14 protein-coding genes are annotated in these 17,670 nt (G+C 70.4%); 7 read left to right on the top strand and 7 right to left on the bottom strand.

The window, feature by feature from the left end; genetic code table 11:
- Positions 1-37 precede the first annotated feature (37 nt).
- From BM339_RS20320 to BM339_RS20300, 5 genes are read left to right on the top strand one after another with little or no spacing between them, the layout of a single operon-like run.
- On the top strand, positions 38-1,309 hold the full coding sequence (locus tag BM339_RS20320; protein ID WP_143118524.1) for a cytochrome P450: 1,272 nt from the start codon (positions 38-40) through the stop codon (positions 1,307-1,309).
- A gap of 33 nt (positions 1,310-1,342) precedes the next feature.
- Positions 1,343-2,557: a cytochrome P450 gene (locus tag BM339_RS20315; protein ID WP_083597780.1), complete on the top strand. Its 1,215-nt coding sequence runs from the start codon at positions 1,343-1,345 to the stop codon at positions 2,555-2,557.
- Positions 2,558-2,561: 4 nt separating this feature from the next.
- Positions 2,562-3,284: an enoyl-CoA hydratase/isomerase family protein gene (locus tag BM339_RS20310; protein WP_075021862.1), complete on the top strand. Its 723-nt coding sequence runs from the start codon at positions 2,562-2,564 to the stop codon at positions 3,282-3,284.
- The gene (locus BM339_RS20305; protein WP_075021861.1) at positions 3,284-4,051 is read left to right on the top strand and encodes an SDR family NAD(P)-dependent oxidoreductase; all 768 of its coding nucleotides are present in this window, start codon (positions 3,284-3,286) and stop codon (positions 4,049-4,051) included. Before BM339_RS20310 ends, BM339_RS20305 begins: the two co-directional genes overlap by 1 nt.
- 5 nt (positions 4,052-4,056) lie before the next feature.
- Complete coding sequence (locus tag BM339_RS20300; RefSeq protein WP_075021860.1) at positions 4,057-5,010, top strand: quinone oxidoreductase family protein; 954 nt, start codon at positions 4,057-4,059, stop codon at positions 5,008-5,010.
- An 8-nt stretch (positions 5,011-5,018) separates the two neighbouring features.
- Here BM339_RS20300 and BM339_RS20295 read toward each other — a convergent pair whose 3' ends face one another.
- The 7 genes from BM339_RS20295 to BM339_RS20265 all read right to left on the bottom strand — a co-directional run bounded on the left by BM339_RS20295 (position 5,019) and on the right by BM339_RS20265 (position 11,210).
- On the bottom strand, positions 5,019-5,774 hold the full coding sequence (locus BM339_RS20295; RefSeq protein ID WP_075022045.1) for an IclR family transcriptional regulator: 756 nt from the start codon (positions 5,772-5,774) through the stop codon (positions 5,019-5,021).
- Between the two features lie 54 nt (positions 5,775-5,828).
- Entirely contained in the window at positions 5,829-6,416 is a 588-nt protein-coding gene (locus tag BM339_RS20290; RefSeq protein ID WP_218163703.1) for a maleylpyruvate isomerase family mycothiol-dependent enzyme, read from the bottom strand.
- Positions 6,413-7,243 (bottom strand): fumarylacetoacetate hydrolase family protein, encoded by an 831-nt coding sequence (locus tag BM339_RS20285; RefSeq protein ID WP_075021859.1) that lies wholly within the window; start codon positions 7,241-7,243, stop codon positions 6,413-6,415. The genes BM339_RS20290 and BM339_RS20285 overlap by 4 nt, the downstream gene beginning before the upstream one ends.
- The gene (locus BM339_RS20280) at positions 7,240-8,367 is read right to left on the bottom strand and encodes a cupin domain-containing protein (protein ID WP_143118522.1); all 1,128 of its coding nucleotides are present in this window, start codon (positions 8,365-8,367) and stop codon (positions 7,240-7,242) included. The genes BM339_RS20285 and BM339_RS20280 overlap by 4 nt, the downstream gene beginning before the upstream one ends.
- A 247-nt stretch (positions 8,368-8,614) precedes the next feature.
- Entirely contained in the window at positions 8,615-9,475 is an 861-nt protein-coding gene (locus BM339_RS20275) for an alpha/beta hydrolase (protein WP_075021857.1), read from the bottom strand.
- A gap of 48 nt (positions 9,476-9,523) precedes the next feature.
- Positions 9,524-10,297 (bottom strand): ABC transporter permease, encoded by a 774-nt coding sequence (locus BM339_RS20270; protein ID WP_083597777.1) that lies wholly within the window; start codon positions 10,295-10,297, stop codon positions 9,524-9,526.
- A gap of 1 nt (position 10,298) precedes the next feature.
- Positions 10,299-11,210 (bottom strand): ABC transporter ATP-binding protein, encoded by a 912-nt coding sequence (locus BM339_RS20265; RefSeq protein WP_177287736.1) that lies wholly within the window; start codon positions 11,208-11,210, stop codon positions 10,299-10,301.
- A 639-nt stretch (positions 11,211-11,849) separates the two neighbouring features.
- On the opposite strand from BM339_RS20265, the gene BM339_RS20260 reads away from it, so the two are divergent.
- Both BM339_RS20260 and BM339_RS20255 read left to right on the top strand, forming a co-directional pair.
- Positions 11,850-12,776, top strand: coding sequence for an AurF N-oxygenase family protein (locus BM339_RS20260; protein ID WP_021593734.1), 927 nt, complete (start codon positions 11,850-11,852; stop codon positions 12,774-12,776).
- A 101-nt stretch (positions 12,777-12,877) separates the two neighbouring features.
- On the top strand, positions 12,878-17,670 hold a 4,793-nt coding region (locus BM339_RS20255; RefSeq protein WP_143118518.1), incomplete at its 3' end, for a non-ribosomal peptide synthetase.

Below are 17,670 nucleotides of genomic sequence, written 5' to 3'. Positions count from 1 at the left end.
CAACCGGTCCATGGGCACCTGCCAGCGGAGTATCACCATGACCACTGAGACCCACCCCCCGACGTGTCCGGTCGCGCACGGCCAGGCCTTCAACCCCCTCGACCCCGGTCAGTCCGGGGACCCGTACCCCTGGCTGCGCGCCGCCCAGGCGGAATGCCCCGTGTTCTACATGCCGGAACAGAACATGTGGTGCGTGACGCGCTATGCGGACGTGGTCCAGGTGTTGCGGGACACCGAGACCTATTCCTCACGCAAGGTCATCCGCCTCGCTCAGCTGGATGCCGACCTCCTCGACGCCTTCCCCGACGGCCCGCCCGACGAGGTGCTGGTGTCGACGGACCCGCCCAAGCACACGCGGCTGCGGGCGCTGGCCCAGACCGCCTTCACGCCGAAGCTGGTCAACGAGCGGGAGGACGAGATCCGGGCGCTGTGCCACCGGTTGATCGACGGTTTCGCCGATCGGGGACGCTGCGACCTGGCCGCCGAATTCGCGGAGAGGCTGCCCGTCCAGGCGATCACACGGCTCGTCGGTGCGCCCCTGGAGAAGTCGGAGGACTTCTACCAATGGGGCATCGACCGGGTGACCCTGCTGCTCGGTGCCCCTCGGCTGGACGAGCGCCAGCGTGCCGAGCTGTCCCGCCGTGTGGTGGCGATGAGCACATGGCTGCGAGAGTTCGTGGAGGAGCGCAGGGAGAACCCGCGCGATGATCTGGCCTCCGCGCTGGTGCATGCCACGACCGACGAGGGCTTCCCGGTGCTGAGCACCCCGGAGACCGTGACGATGATCGGCACGATCCTGTCGGCAGGGTCGAGCACCACCTCGCATTTCCTGCCGCTCATGGTCCGGGAGTTGCTGTCGCATCCCGACCAGTGGGCTCAGGTCGCGGCCGACAGGGGCGTGCTCAAACGGGCGGTGGAGGAGGTGCTGCGGTATCGCACGTCGGTGCACGGTGTGACGCGCACGACCACCCGTCCGGTGACGCTCGGGGGAGTGGACCTGCCCGAGGGCGCCGACCTCTACGTCCACTACGCGGCGGCGCAACGCGACCCCGAGATCTTCGACGACCCCGACACCTTGGACGTGCATCGCCCGAACGTCAAGCGGCACTTCGCGTTCGGCCGGGGCGTCCACACCTGCCTCGGCGCGCCCCTGGCGAGGCTGGAGGCGCGAGTGGCGCTGGAATGCCTCATCGACCGGCTGCCGAACCTGCGCCTGGCGCCCGACGCGCCGCCCGAACGCTGGATCCCGAGCATGCTCACCCCCGGGCTGGAACGGCTTGACCTGGAATGGGACCCGATCCGCGCCTAGGGCGTGTTTCGAAGTAGGCGAAGGGAAGTCACGATGACCACCACGATGCCGGCCTTGGACATCGACCCGTTCACCGACGACGTCCTGGCCGACCCCACGGACTTCCACCGCCGGTTGCGCGCCGCCGGCCCGGCGGTGAAGGTCCGGCAGAGCGAAGGCCTGGACCTGGTCGCCGTGGGGCGCGACCGCGATGTGCGCGAGATCTACGCCGATCACGAGAACTTCCTGAACAGCCGGGGCTCGGGCGTCCTGGACCTGCAACGGGACGAGCCGTTCCGCGAACCGGGCCTGCTGCTGGAGCATGACCCGCCCGCGCACACGGCGGTGCGGACGGTGATGGCGGACGTGATCTCGCCGCGGCACGTCCGCGGGCTGCGGGCGAGCTTCCAAGCCGCGGCCGACGATCTCGTGGACCGGCTGCTGGACCTGAAGACCTTCGACGCGCAGAAGGAGTTCGCCGAGGCCTTCCCGCTCAGAGTCGTTCCGGACGCGGTCATGGGAGCGCCCGAGGAAGGACGGGAGAACCTGCTGCGCTACAGCGTCTTCCTGTTCGAGTCGATGGGGCCGCGCACCCCGCGCGCCCGCCGCGTCCTGGAGCAACTGCCCGATGTGGAGGGAGCGATCGCCTGGGTGCGGGATTCCTGCCGGCGCGAGAACGTCAGACCCGGCAGCTTCGGCGCACTGATCTGGGAAGCGGTCGACCGCGGGGAACTGACCGAGGAGCAGGCCCCGAACCTCGTCCGCTCCCTGCTCGGCGCCGGTATCGACACCACCATCCACAGCCTCGCCGTCACGCTGCACCTGCTGGTGTCGCACCAGGACCAGTGGGCGCTCCTGCGCGATCAACCGGGCCGCGGAAGGTTCGCCTTCGACGAGGCGCTGCGCCACCGGACCACGGTGCGGCAGAACTTCCGGACCCCGGCGCGCGATCTGGAGATCGACGGCGTGCCGGTCCGCGAGGGGCAGAAGATCATGCTGGTGCCCGGCGCGGCCAACCGGGATCCGGAGCGCTGGGGCGAGAGCGCGGACGCCTTCGACATCACGCGCGACACCGGCGGGCATCTCGCCCTCGGCCGCGGCGTCCACCAGTGTGCGGGAGCGCCGGTGGCGCGGCTGGAGGCGGACACGCTGCTGTCCACGTTCGCCCGCCGGGTCAAGGGCATCGAGTTCGCCGGCACGCCGGTGCCTCTGCTGAACAACACCCTGCGCGGCTGGTCCAGCCTGCCCGTCACGATCACGGCGGCCTGAGACCGTGAGCAACTGGACGTGCGGGCGGGACGGGCGAGTGGCGTGGCTGTCCTTCGACCGTCCACCCGATGACCAGGTCCGCTTCGACGATCTCGTCGACCTGCGCGGTGCGCTGACCGCGCTCGCACCCGACGAGGACGTCTCGGTCGTGGTGCTCGGCAGCGCCAGGCCCGGCGGCTTCATCGGGCACGCCGATCGCGGCGAGATCAAGGCGATGCGGGAGGGCGGGCCCGGACGGCTGGAGGAATGGCTGACCACCCTGCTGGCCATCGAGGACCTGCCGCAACCGGTGGTCGCCGCGGTGCGGGGGCCGGCCCGCGGCGGCGGCTGCGAGATCGCGCTCGCCTGCACCTTCCGGATCGCCGGGCCGCAGGCATCCTTCTGCCAGCTGGAGATCGACCGCGGAGCCATGCCCGGCGCCGGCGCCACCCAGCGCCTGCCCCGGCTGATCGGCGCGGGCCGCGCGGCACACATGATCATGACGGGACGTGCGGTCGGCGCCGCGGAGGCGCAGGCCATGGGCCTGGTCGACGCGGTGATCGAGGGCCCCGACGTGGCCGCGGGCATGGCGCGCTGGGCCGGTGAACTCGCCTCGAAACCGCGCGCGTCCCTGGTGGGCGTCAAGCGCGCGCTGCTGGCTGCTCAACGCCTCCCGATGGCGGAGGGGCTTCGCCTGGAGCAGCGGCTGTTCCATGAAGTACTGACGGCAAAGGGAGAACGAGCCTGATGCGAGGTCTGCAGGACAAGGTGATCGTCGTCGCCGGCGGAGCCACGGGAATCGGCGCCGCCACCGCGCGTCGGCTCGCGGAGGAGGGCGCGAAGGTCGTCATCGGCGACATCAACCCGACCGGGGCGAAGGACACCGTCGAGGAGATCCGGGCTCACGGCGGTCACGCCGTGGCCCACGAGTTCGACATCGCCGGCGAGGAGTCCTGCGCCGCGCTCATGGCGGCGGCGGTGGAGGCCTTCGGGGGGATCGACGGGCTGTTCAACGCGGCCGCCGACCTGTCCGCCGATACCCTGGGCCGCGATGCGGACCTCCTCTCCGTACCGGTGGAGGTGTGGCACCGCAGCCTCGCGGTCAACCTGACGGGGTACTTCTACACCGCCCGGCACGCCGTACCGCGCCTCCTGGAACGCGGCGGCGGTGCGATCGTCAACACGATCTCCGGCCTCGTCCTCAACGGCGACCGGGGACGGGTCTCCTACGGCGCCTCCAAGTCCGGGCTGCTCGCGATGAGCAAGCACATCGCGACCCGCTGGGGCAAGGAGGGCATCCGCTGCAACGTGGTCGCGCCGGGCATGGTGCTCACCGACAACTCGATGGCGATGATCGGCGAACAGGAGCGAGCCGCCGTGCTGGAGATGCTGCGATCCCCGCGCTTCGGCGAACCCGAGGACATCGCCGCCGCCGTCACGTTCCTGCTCTCCGAGGACGGATCCTGGATCAACGGGCAGGTGCTGCCGGTCAACGGCGGCACGGGCCTGCGATGAGTGAGATGTCGGCGGTCGTCGTGCGCGAGCTGGGCGGCCCCGAGGCGCTGCGGCCCGAGCGGACGGCGATCCCCGAACCGGGGGCGGGTGCGGTCCTCATCCGCGTCTCCCGCAGCGTGGTGAACTTCGCCGACGATCGGATGTGCCGTACTGGAGTGAACCACTTCACCGGCCGAGTGGATCCGCCGCCATTCGTACCGGGCGGGGAAATCGTCGGAACGCGCCGCGACACCGGCGAACGCGTCGTCGCGCTATGCCGCACAGGAGGCTACGCGCAATTCGCCGTCGCCTCGGAGGACGCCGTCTTCCCCGTCCCCGAACAGATCGAGGACGAGGCGGCGCTGGCCGTATTCGTGCCCGGACTCACCGCCGCGTTCCTGCTCGACGTCGCGGGGTTGCCTGCCGCGGATACGTCGGTGGTGATCCATGGCGCGTCGGGGGCCGTCGGCAGGGTCTTGCTGCGCCTGCTGCGCGGAGGTCCCTGCCGGGTGATCGCCTCGGCGTCCACTCCGCGATCCCGTGAGGGGATCGCCCGCGACGGCACAACGGTGATCGACGCCGAGCCGGACGGCCTGACCGAGCGCATCCGCGCCGCGTGCGGCGGCCGGCCCGTCGACGTGGTGCTCGATCCCATCGGAGGGCCCGTGCTGGAGGCCTCGCTCGGCGCCCTGGCGCCCCGCGGCAGGCTCGTGACCTTCGGCAATGCCTCCGGTGCAGCGGCCACCGTCGACCCGCGTTCCCTCATCGTCGGTTCTCGCACCGTCACCGGGTTCTGGTTGATGGATCACACCCACGACCGCGCGGCCTGTGAGGCCCACCTCGCTCGGCTGTTCGCCTTGGCGGACGATCTGGCGACGACTCCAGCCCGGACCTTTCCGCTGGACGAGGCCGCCAAGGCCATGACGACCACCCGCGAACGTGCGCACACGAGCCGAGTACTCCTCGACCCCTGGGCCTGAACGAACCGTCAGGCGCCGGGGAAGTGCGTCAGGGTGTGCTCGATCTTGTTGACGGTGCGGTGCAGTTCTCTGGCGAGGTGGCCCATCTGCTCGGGGCCGAACCGGGCCAGCGGTACGGCGATCGACAGGGCGCCGACGGTGGTGCCGCTCCCGTCGTGCACGGCGGCGCCGATGGCGGCGACACCGCGCTCGGTGCCCTCGATGTTGAGCGCGTGGCCGTGCGTGCGGACGTTGGCGAGTTCGCGCGTCAGCTTCGTCCACTCCGGGCCGGTCAGGTCGGGATACAACTCCCGCAGTTGTTCGGTCGGCAGCTCGGCCAGCATGGCCTTGCCGCCCGAGGCCAGATGCGCGGGCAGGATCGTGCCGCGGCGGTCCCCGACTTGAAGGACTTGCGATGACTCCACGCTCGAAAGGAAACGCACCTCCGTGCCGGTCCGCACGACGAGGTTGACGGTTTCCTGTACGCGTCCGCACAGCGTCTCCATGTGCGGGGTGGCCAGCCTCCGCAGCTCCCGTAGTGTCGAGCCGTCCATGCCGGCCGGGGTAGAGGACAGGAACGGCCCCGGGAGGTAGGAGTGCCTCTCGTCCTGAATGGCGAAGTCGCGGTAGACGAGCATGGCGAGGAGCCGGTGCGCGGTGGAACGAGCGATGTTCAGCTCGCGGGCCACGTCACTGACCTTCAGGCTGCCCTGGTCGCGCAGCATGTGAAGGATCAGCAGGGCGTTGTCGACGGACCCCAGCGCATAGGTCGGCTTCTCCTTCATGTTCTTCACAGAAGAATGCTAATCCATACTGCGGAACGGGCGGTCGGGCCCGGTTCACAACCAGGGGCCGAGGCTCGGGGCCTCGCGGGTGCGTCCGGTCAGCCACGCGGCCAGGTCGGCGGCCTGTCCCGATGCCGCGTGTCTGGCCGCGGCCTCCGAGGCCAGGCGGGTGTTGAAGGCCTCCGGCAGGTCGGCGAAGGACACACCGTGCTGGAGGTCGACCGCGTGCACCGCCATCTCCCTCGCCCGCATCCATGGGATCTCCGTGGCGGGGACGGTCCGTCCTTGGGCGGTCACCACGGACCGGTGCCATGCCTCCTCCGGCAGACCGTCAACGTCCTCCGCCAAGCGGCGCGCCGACCCATGGACGAGCGCGCGCAGATCGTCCGCGGGCAGCGACGCCGCGGCCTCGATCTCGGCCGCCCGCTGCCGCGCATTGGCGTACATCCGGTTCTCGACACCGGTGGCGGCCCAGCTCAGCAGGCGGCGCAGCGCCTCGGCGTTGCCGTGGACGTGGGCGATGACGTGGCGGCGCGTCCAGCCGTCCAGGGCGGTCGGCGCGGACAGTTCGTCGTCGGTGAGCCGGTCGACGACGCCGAGGAACAGCCTGGTGCCCTCGTCCATCCAGGAGCGGGCGCTCACGGCGTCCTCGCCGCGTTCTCCAGACGGCCGATGCCTCCGATCTCGGTCACCACGGTCACGCCGTCCGCGAGGTAGCGGGGCGGCTTGCGGGCGTGGCCGACTCCGCCGGGCGTGCCGGTCGCGATGACGTCGCCCGGCCGCAGCGTGACGATGGTGGAGGCGTACCGCACCAGGGCCACCGGGTCGAAGACCAGGTCGGACGTGTCGGCCTTCTGCATCACCTCCCCGTCGACGCGGCAGGTCAGCGGCAGGACGGGGCGGACACCGCCGGGCAGTTCGTCCGGGGTGACGAGAACGGGGCCGAGCGGCGTCGTGCCCTCGAACGTCTTGCCCTGCAGCCACTCCTTGGTACGGAACTGCCAGTCCCGCATGGAGACGTCGTTCATGGCCGTGAACCCGGCGATCGCCTGAGCCGCCTCGTCCTCGGACGCCCGCCGGACGGGGCGTCCGATCACCAGGGCCAGCTCGGCCTCCCAGTCGACGGCCGACGACTCGGGGGCGAGCTGGATTTGGTCCCGGGCGCCGATGAGGGCCTCGGGGAACTTGGCGAACAGCGTGGGGTACTCGGGCAGGTCGCGTCCCATCTCCAGGATGTGGGGGCGGTAGTTGAGCCCGACGCACAGCACCTTCCCCGGACGTGGCACGACGGGCGCGAACGCGGCGTCGTCCACGGGGCGCGGCTTCTCGGTCGCGGACGCGGCGACGCCGGCCCAGTCGTCCCGCGCCAGCAACGCGCCGACATCGGGAGCGTCGAGGAGGACGCATCCGTCAGCGGAAACCCGTGCGGCGCGGGTTCCCTCGTTCGTCCGGACGGTCGCGAGCCTCACTGCGCGTTCCCCTCTGCCGTGTCGTGCTGGACGCGGTGCTGGTGCAGCCGCTCGAAGATCGGAGTGTCGCTGAACCGGAACAGGTCCAGGCCCTGCTCGGTGGCGAGTGTCAACGGCTGCCATGACGGCACGACGAACAGGTCGCCGCGCTCGACCGTCCAGCCGTGTTCCCCCACCGTGACCTGCCCGGCGCCGTCGAACACCTGGTAGACCGAGGAGCCGACCTCGCGGGTCGCCGCGGTCTCCGTGCCGGGCGTCAGCCGGTGGAACTCGGCGCGCAGGGTGGGCATGACGTCGCCGCCCGTCGTGGGGTTGGCGTAGCGGACGGCGGCATGCCCGGGTTCGACCGTGGCGCGGTGGCCCTCCGCCTCCAGCGCCAGCTGGTCCGCCAGCGCGCGGTCGGTGTACTCCCACCGGTAGGCCAGAAGCGGCGTCGACGGCGCCGGACTCAGGTGGGTGAGCGGCCGAAGGCCGGGATGACCCCACAGCCGCTCCGACCGCGACCGCTCCGGGGCCTCCCGCGATTCGATCTCGTCAGGCCCGGGTTCGAAGAACGTCGACTCGGCGAGGTACTGGAACGGGATGTCCAGCCCGTCGATCCACGCCATGGGCCGGTCGGTGACGTTGTGGTGGCCGTGCCAGTGCCACCCGGCCTGCGGGAGGAAGTCGCCGCGGCGCATGGCGACGGGATCGCCGTTCACCACCGTCCACACGCCCTCCCCTTCGACGACGAACCGGAAGGCGTTCTGGGTGTGCCTGTGCACGGGGGCGTCCTCACCCGGGTTGAGGTACTGGATCGCGGCCCACAGCGTCGGCGTGGCGAACGGCCTGCCGCCAAGGCCGGGATTGGCGAGTGCTATCGCCCGGCGCTCGCCCCCGCGCCCGACCGGCACCAGTTCCCCGGCCCGCTCTGCCATGGGCAGCAACGCGTCCCATCGCCACCGGTGCGGAGCCGCCTTCGATCTTGGGGACGGCGGCATGAGGTCGCCGATCTCGGTCCAGAGCGGGACGAGCGACTCGGCCTCGAAGCCCCGGTACAGCGCCTCAAGCTGCGGAGTGCGTACCGGCTGGTTCTCGGCGTCGGTCGCGACGATGGTCACCGGCGACCCCTCGGCGACGGTCATGGTAGAAGCCCTTCCGTACGCGCTACCAGGTGACCCCACCATGCCGATGATTCTGCACTACGGCCAACAAGATTCTGGCATGAGGAACAACCGTGCGTCGCAGGGGCGGCGAGTGCGGAAGGGGATGACCAAGCTTCGCGCATGACGGATCCGGAAGATTCCAGCGAGCCGTGCGATCATCACCCAGATCGCGAACAAGTGGTCGATCCTCGCGGGTCTTCTCGGGGGACCTCGTGGCTGCCCGTGGTCAGGGCGGGGTGGTTTGGTACAGGTGGAGCAGGCCTCGGGTCACGGCGGCCGGCCATATGGTTGCGTGCTGCTCGTCGGGGATGACCTCGCTGCGGACGTCGATCTTCTCCTGGGCGCGCAGTCGCTCGGTGAAGGCCGACAGATCGGCGACCATGTCGAGTCCGGACAGGGATCGGCGCATCGTGGCGGGCATGACGGGCCAGCTCCGGTCGGGGCTGTCCTCCCGCTCGCCCACGGCGAGGTAGACGTCGCTCGCTTCCCGGTCGGCGAAGCGTGCTCGGTGAGGGTCCAGGAGCAGTCGGTCGTCCCACCACAGTGACGGGCTGACCGCCAGGAACCTGCGGAAGCCCTCCGGGCGGCACACGAGCGTCCAGCAGGTGAACAGCCCGCCCAGGGAGAAGCCCGCGATGCCCCGGTCGGACGGGTCGAGCCGGTGCGCCGCCTCCACGTGGGGTGCGATCACCTCGTGAATCAGGTCGAGCATCGCGCCGGCGCGTCCCGTCCCGTGCGGGGTCTCTCCGCGGTGGTAGCCCGGTGCCGCGACCGTGGGCGTCAGGTCGCGTGGGCGCCGGGTGAACAGGTGGGTGCGGTCGTCGGTGGCCGGTGAGATGCCGACGACGGCCACGGGACGCAGCTGCCCCAGCGAGAACGCCAGCGTGTTCCGCGCGATCTGGGCGGTGGTCAGGAAGGTCAGGAAACCGTCGAGCACGTACAGCACCGGGATGGGGTCCTGTCGCGACGTGGCCGGCGGGACGGCCACGTCGACGCGCCACCGGTCGGTGGGTTCGTCGCCGGCGGTGAGCGTGTACCGCACCGCGCCCGGTAGCTCCACCGGCCCGGCCGACCAGTGCACGGTCATGCGACCACCTCCGGTACTCGTCATCGGGATCCCCGCGGGCCCGGGTGTTCAGGCGACCGAGACCTTGGTCTCGTCGTACCTGAAGCGGAGCAGGAAGATCGCGGTGAAGGCGGCGGCGAAGGCGGCGAGGACGGCGATCGGCAGTGCCACCGCGCCGATCCCGCCGTCGTCGAGCAGCACCGACCGGAAGCCGCGCATCGCCCAGTAGGCCGGGCTGGCCGGGGCGACCGCCCGGACCCAGTCGGGGAGCAGCGTGACCGGTGTCAGCGCGCCGCCGAGGCCGCCGAGGACCAGTGCTCCGACGTTGGCGGACGCGTTGACCTGCTGGAACGTGTGGACGACGGCGGTGAGCATCAGGCCGAGCGTGGTCAGGCAGCACGCCAGGGCGATGATCAGCAGTCCCAGCGCGACGGGGGAGCCGCGCGTCCTCATGCCGAACAGGGCCGCGCCCAGGGCGAACAGCAGCGCCTGCTGGACGAGTGAGATGGCGAGTACCGGTGCCAGCTTCCCCGCCACGATCTCGGCGGGCCGGGCCGGGCTGGCCCTGAGCCGGTCCCAGGTGCCCCAGCCGTGCTCGCGGAAGAAGGCGAACGGGACGAACGAGACGAGGAAGAAGGCGAACAGCACGGTCATCCCGGGGACGGCCTCCTCGGCGCCGTTGGCGCCGGAGTAGCCCTGGTTGACCAGGACGAAGCCCCGCTCCGGCCGGAGGAAGGCCATCAGCACGAGCGGCATCAGCACCAGGCTGAGGACGGGCAGCGGGTCCCGGCGCAGGATGCGCATCTCCTGGCGGAAGATCACCATGATCCGTCGTGCGGACACCTCACACCTCGTTCCCGGTGGCTCCGTACCGCCGTCCGGTCAGCGCCAGGAACGCGGTCTCCAGGCTGGGGCGGACGACGTCGATCGAGCGGAGCCGTCCCGCGTCGGCGGTGTCCAGCGCGTTCAGCACCCGGCCGATGGTGAACTCCGGATCGGGGTCGGTGATCGCCAGCCTGGAGCCGGTGCGGGTGACGTCCAGAGATCCGAAGGCGGTCGGGTCCGGGGCGGGACCGTCGAAGACCGCCTCGATCACCGTCGTGCCGTGCGCCTCGATGATCTTCTGTGGCGGGTCGCAGGCGATGAGCCGGCCGCGGTCGAGGATGGCGACCGTGGTGTCGAGGGACTCGACCTCGTCCAGGTAGTGCGTGGAGTAGAGCACGGCGGTGCCGTCGGCGGCGGCCTGCCGGACCAGGTCGAGGATCCGCCGCCGCGTCCGCACGTCCGCGGCGGCGGTCGGCTCGTCCAGCAGCAGCAGCCGGGGACGGTGCAGCAGCGCGAGCGCGGTGTGCAGCCGGCGCATCTCGCCGCCGGACAGGTCGCGTCCCAACCGGTCGAGCAGCGGGGTGAGGAGCATTTGCCCGGCCACCTCGTCGATCCGCGCCGCCAGGGCGCGGCCGCGCAGGCCGTGGAGTTCTCCGCTGAAGCGGAGGTTCTCCCGTACGGTGACGACCGGGACGATGCCCAATTCCTGCGGGGCGAGGCCGAGGTACTCGCGGGCCTTCTCGGGATGGTCCGCGACGTTGAATCCGCAAATGTGGACTGAGCCTTCGTCCGCTCGTCTGAGGCCCGCGATAATGGAGACCAGCGTCGTCTTTCCCGCCCCGTTGGGGCCGATCAGCGAGACGATCTCGCCGGCCGACACGGTCAGGCCGACGCCGCGGAGAGCGGGGACGTCACCATACGATTTGCTCACATCGACGATCGCGATAACCGGGTGCTGCGAGAGCATCATCACCAGCCAATGTGAAAGTCCTCGTCCTGCTCACCGGATCGTTGATTATCGCAGCTTTCTCACCTGGGGCTCAGTCTTACATGATTCTCGGCTCCGGCCAAGAGCCGGTCCCGACCATGCCGCGGAGTGCCGGGTCCGGAGCCGGTCACGGCGCCGCCGCCCCACTGGCCAGGTGAAATACCGGTCAGGACGAGCAGCGTTTACGGCCCTTCCGCAGCGGCGCGCGGGCGCCCATTGGCCGCGGGCCCGGGCTTTGGCGAACGGCGATGTGACGATCATCTGACCTGCGGCGGAACACATTTCGCGACCTCGTCTCACACTTTGTGGCGAAGGCGCGCGGATGACCGTTGTCGTCGATCGGAGTTCGGCCCCATGTCGAGATCGCCTCTTGACAGCGCCGCGGGGAGCGTGCCTATCTTCATGATGTGATCCCGGAGTCCGGAAAGTGGACACCGGGTTCACTACTCGTGGTTCTGTGAAAGCCGTGGGTAGTTCCATAAAGTCGGTCCGTAAATAGCTTCAGCGTTTCGTTCGCGTCCTCGTCGTGAGCGCGAATATCGGCGCGGCCGTCAAGTCAGATCCGACGTCGAAGGGGAAGACGTGAGCGATGTCGTCGCTTCGTACGGCCAACTGCTGGACCGGCTCAACCGGAGCTCGGCGAAGAAGCAGTACCAGGCGTTCAAGGACATCGCCTGGGACGACCCCGAGATGGCGGTCGAGGTGTCCGATCCGGGGTGGGAGCTCACCGCGGAGGACCCGCTCGGCGCGGACGACTGGTACCGGCGGCGGCCGCCCGACGAGCGCCGGCGCATCGGCCTGAGCAAGACCGCCGACATGATCAAGATGGCGATCGAGTTCGAGAACGTCCTGCAGCGCGGTCTCCTGCAGTACGCCGCGACGCTGCCGAACCGGTCGGCCGAGCTGACGTACCTGTACCACGAGATCGCCGAGGAGACGCAGCACACGCTGATGTTCCAGGAGTTCATCAACCGGACGGGGATCGATCCCGAGGCGTTCCCCGGGCGGCTGGACCGGTCGCGTCAGCGCTTCATCAGGGCGTCCAGCTCGTTCCCGCACATCGTGTTCACCGAGGCCCTGGTCGGGGAGGAGATCTTCGACCACATCCAGCGGCGGCGCCTCAAGATCGAGCCGATCCCGCCGATCCTCCGGGTGCTGTTCACGATCCATGTCACGGAGGAGGCCCGGCACAAGTCGTTCGCGCGGGCGTGGCTCCGCACTCACATGGATGTGCTCACGGACGCCGACAGACGGCTGCTGGGCCGATACTTGAACGTCCTCACCGGCGCACTCGGCGCTCGTATTCTCCTGCCGGGAAACCGCCTGAAGGAAGAGTTCGGCATTCCCGACGCCGTCATGGCCCGCGTCACCGAAGGGCCGGTTCTCGTCGACGTGCTGACCCGCGCCCTGGCGCAGGTGATCGCGTTCGGTCGCAAGCACCGCCTGCTCTCCGAAACGGCGGCGATTCTCCCCACCATCAGGCGGCCCGAGGCCGCAGAGTCCCATTGACACGACCGGATCGTCATCCGAAGCGCGCCCGGCCATTCGGCACAGTCATCCGGCACGATGCGGCATCGTGCCGCCTCCACGCGAAGGCGGGTTGATCGGTCATGGAACGCGAGGTGCGGCGTCTGCCGCTGCTGGCGGCCCAGTCCGCCGTGTGGTACGCGCAGCAACTGGACGTCGGCGACCCGATGTTCAACATCAGCGAGTACATCGAAATCCGAGGTCCGGTCGACGCCGGGTTGATGGCGGCCGCGATAAGGCGTGCGGGCATGGAGGCCGAGTCCTTTCACGCCCGCTTCGTGGAAGACGAGGACGGCGTCCATCAGATCATCGACGTGTCGGACGACTGGCCGGTGCCCTATCTCGACCTCACCGGGGAACCGGACCCGGGACGTGCGGCGGACGCCTGGATGCGGGAAGACCAGCGCCGGCCTTTCGACCTCACCCGCGGAGTCCCTTTCCGAACCGCGCTGATCAGGGTGGCCCCCGACCTTTTCCTCCTCTACTTCACGGCACATCACATCGTCATCGACGGCTACAGCGCCGCATTGTTCGTCGCCCGGGCCGCCGAGGTGTACACGGCTCTGAAAAAGGGGGACGACCCCCCGCCCGCCGCATTCGGGTCCGTACGCGACCTCGTAGAGGAAGAGACGGCGTATCTCGCGTCGGAGCAGTTCCAGCGCGACCGCGAGTTCTGGGCGGCCTGCGTGGGGGAGGACGAGGCCGCGCCCGCCTCGCTGACGGGCCGCGCGAGCGTCCCGGGCGGCGCGTCCAGCGGGTTCACCCGTCACACGACCTACCTGTCCGACGCGGACATCACGCGGCTGCGCGACGCCGCCCGCGAGGTCGGCACGGGCTGGCCCGCCCTGATGGTGGCGGCGTTCGCCGCGTACGTCCACCGGATGTCCGGAGAGGACGACGTGGTCCTCGGGCTGCCGGTCACCGGACGCAAGACCCGCACGTCGCGTGCCACACCGTCGATGACGGCGCACGTCCTGCCGCTGCGCCTGCGGGTCACCGGCGCCACGACGTTCGCCGATCTCACCCACCAGGTGTCGCGCGAGATCAGGCAGATCCTGCGGCACCAGCGTTACCGGGCCGAGGACATCCGCCGCGACCGCGGTATGCCCGTCCACGGCCGGCGGCTGTGGGGCAGCGAGATCAACATCCTGCCGTTCGAGTACGACGTCGAGTTCGACGGCAACGCCACCACCGCGCACGATCTGGTGACGGGGCCGATCACCGACACGATGGTGGCCGTCCACTACGGCGCGGACCTCAAAGGGATGCGGATCGACGCCAACGCCAACCTCGCGGCCTGCGCCGACCGGGAGCTGGCCGATCATCTGAACCGGTTCCGGCGTCTCCTGGAGTCGGCGATCGCGAACCCCGGACAGCGGATCGAGGACGTGGACGTCCTCGGCACCGCCGACCGCCGCAGGGTCCTGCTGGAATGGAACGACACCGCGCACGACGTGCCGGCCGCCACGGTCCCCGGGCTGTTCGAGGAGCAGGCGTCCCGCACCCCCGACGCGACGGCCGTGGTGTTCGAGGGCCGGTCCGTTTCCTACGCCGAGCTCGCGAACCGCACCGACCGGCTGGCGCGGCACCTCGCCGCCCAGGGGGTGGGGCCGGAGACGGTGGTCGCGGTGCCCCTGCCCCGCTCGGTGGAGATGGTGGTCGCGCTGCTGGCGGTCCTGAAGGCCGGCGGTGCGTATCTGCCGATCGACCCCGCCCATCCCGCCGACCGGATCGCGTTCGTCCACGACGACGCCCGCCCGTTGCTGACCCTCACCACGCCGGACGTGGCCGGCCCGGACGGCGCCGCCGTCCGCGCGACGCCCCCGGCGCCCGGGAACACGGCGTACGTCATTTACACGTCGGGGTCGACGGGACGTCCGAAGGGCGTCGCGGTCGAGCACGCCGCGATCGTGAACCGGCTGCTGTGGATGCGGGACCACTACCGGGTGACCCCCGCCGACCGGATCCTGCAGAAGACCCCGCTCGACTTCGACGTGTCGGTCTGGGAACTGTTCCTGCCGCTCATCAGTGGCGCTGCACTGGTCCTGGCCCGGCCGGACGGGCACCGGGACCCGGCCTACCTCGCCGGGCTGATCCAGGACGCCCGGGTCACGATGGCGCACTTCGTGCCGTCCATGCTCGAGGCGTTCGTCCTGGAACCGGCGGCGACCGGCTGCACGAGCCTGCGCGAGGTCGTCTGCAGCGGCGAGGCACTGCCCGACCACCTACGCGACCGGTACTACGCGGTCCTCGGCGCCCGGCTGAACAACCTCTACGGCCCCACCGAGGCGGCGGTCGACGTCACCGCCGCACCGTGCCCGCCCGGCGGCGGGCCGGTTACCATCGGCCGTCCGGTGTGGAACACCCGCGTCTACGTCCTGGACGCGCGGCTGGCGCCGGTACCACCGGGTGTCGCGGGCGAGCTGTATCTCGCCGGTGACCAGCTCGCCCGCGGCTATGTGAACCGGGCCGGGCTGACCGCGGAGAGGTTCGTGGCCGACCCGTTCGGCCCGCCCGGCAGCCGCATGTACCGGACCGGGGACGTGGCCCGCTGGAACCTCGACGGCCGGATCGAGTACCTCGGCCGGAGCGACCACCAGGTAAAGATCCGCGGGCTGCGCGTCGAGCCGGGCGAGATCGAAAGCGTGCTGGCCGATCATCCGGGCGTCGGACGCGCCGTGGTGGCGGACCGCGAGGTCGCCGCGGGCGGACGGCGGCTGGTGGGGTACGTCGTCCCGGAAAGCGGCACGGCCGCGGCCGTGGCGAACCTGTGCCGCCTGCGGCGCGAGGGCCGGCTCGATGGGCACGAACTCCACGAACTGCCGAACGGCATGACGGTGTGCGCCCGGAACCGGTCGAACACGGCCTTCCTCTATGACGAGATCTTCGTTCGGAACGAGTACTTCAGGGCCGGGGTGACGCTGCCCGAGGACGCGTGCGTGGTCGACGTCGGCGGCCACGTCGGCCTGTTCTCGCTCTTCGTCGGGACACGGCAGCCGGGCTGCCGCGTCCACGCGTTCGAGCCGATCCCCGCACTGGCCGGGATGTTCCGGATCAACGCGGAACTGCACGGCCTCGACGCGGCCGTCACCACCTGCGGCCTCGGGCGGGAGGCGGGCACCGCACGGTTCACCTACTACCCGGACATGTCGCTGCTGTCCGGGCGGTTCGCCGACGAGCGCGAGGAACGCCGCGTGCTGGAGCGGTACCTGCGCGACGAGCCGGCCGAGGGACTCGCCGAACTGCTGACCGAGCGGTTGCGCGGGGAGGACGTCGAGGTCGAGGTCCGGACGCTCTCCCAGATGATCCGGGAGCACGGCATCACCCGGATCGACCTGCTCAAGATCGACGCGGAGAAGAGCGAGCTGGACGTCCTGCTCGGCATCGAGCCCGCGCACTGGCCGATCGTCCGCCAGGTCGTCGCCGAGGTGCACGACATCGGCGGGCGGCTCGGCATCGTCACCGGGCTGTTGCGCGACCACGGCTTCCGGACGACGGTCGAGACCGCCCCCCACTTCGCGGGCACCGGCGTGTACTGCGTCTACGCCGTGCGTCCCGACGCCCCTGTGCGTCCGGGACCCGAACCGGACGACGGGGGCCGGCGGTGGTACAGCCCCGACCGGCTCACCGAGGACCTGCGGGCGCACGCCCGGACCCGCCTGCCGGACTACATGGTCCCGGCGGCGTTCGTGATCCTGGACGAACCGCCGACGACGTCGAACGGGAAGCTGGACCGCAAGGCGCTCCCGGCGCCCGACTTCTCCGCCGCGGTGACGGGGCGGGCGCCGCGGACGCCCCGCGAGGAGATCCTGTGCCATCTCTTCGCCGACATCCTGCATCTGGACAGGGTCGGGATCGATGACGGCTTCTTCGACCTGGGCGGGCATTCGCTGCTGGGGACCCGCCTGATCGGCCGCATTCGGTCCGTGCTGGAGGTCGAGGTGTCGATCCGGGACCTGTTCGAGGCTCCGACCGTGGCGGAGCTGGCGGACAGGCTCGGCGGCGCGGGCCAGGCGCGGCCGGTGCTGGAGCCATGGCGTCGTCCGGACAGGGTGCCGCTGTCGTTCGCGCAGCGGCGTCTGTGGTTCCTCAACCGGTTGGAGGGGCCTGGCCCGACCTACAACATCCCACTCGCGGTGCGTTTGCGCGGTCCGCTCGATCGCGCGGCGCTCGCCGCTGCCCTCGCCGACGTCGTGGACCGGCACGAGAGCCTCCGGACGATATTCCCGGAAAGCGACGGGGAGCCGTATCAGCTGGTGCTGGATCCGGAGCCGTTCGTGCTGGAAACGGTGGACGCCGAGGTGGGAGACCTTTCCCGGATGGTGGCGGCGGCCGCGGGGCGGGGCTTCGACCTTATGGCGGATCGGCCTTTCCGGGCCGAGTTGTTCCGCCTTGGCCCGGACGATCACGTGTTGTTGGTGGTGGTGCACCACATCGCCGGTGATGCGTGGTCGATGGGTCCGCTGGGGCGTGATCTGGCGGTGGCGTATTCGGTTCGCTGTCGGGGGGCTTCGGTTCCGCAGTGGTCATCACTTCCGGTGCAGTATGCGGATTATGCGTTGTGGCATCGGGAGTGGCTGGGGGATGAGGGCGATTCGGGGAGTGTGGTCGGTGCGCAGGTGGCGTATTGGCGTGAGGCGTTGACGGGGTTGCCTGATCAGCTTGATCTGCCGGTGGATCGGCCGCGTCCGGCGGTGGCGACGTATCGGGGTGGTTCGGTCGGGTTCGCGTTGGACGGTGATCTGCATCGGTCGCTGGTGGCGTTGGCGCGGGACAACGACGTCACGTTGTTCATGGTGGTGCAGGCTGGTTTGGTCGGTCTGTTGACGCGGCTGGGGTGTGGGACGGATGTCCCGATCGGTAGTCCGGTGGCGGG

It is taken from the genome of Actinomadura madurae (genome assembly GCF_900115095.1).
Taxonomy (GTDB): domain Bacteria; phylum Actinomycetota; class Actinomycetes; order Streptosporangiales; family Streptosporangiaceae; genus Spirillospora; species Spirillospora madurae.
Note: the sequence above shows the minus strand (reverse complement) of the source record. Positions and strands in the feature narration are given on the sequence as shown.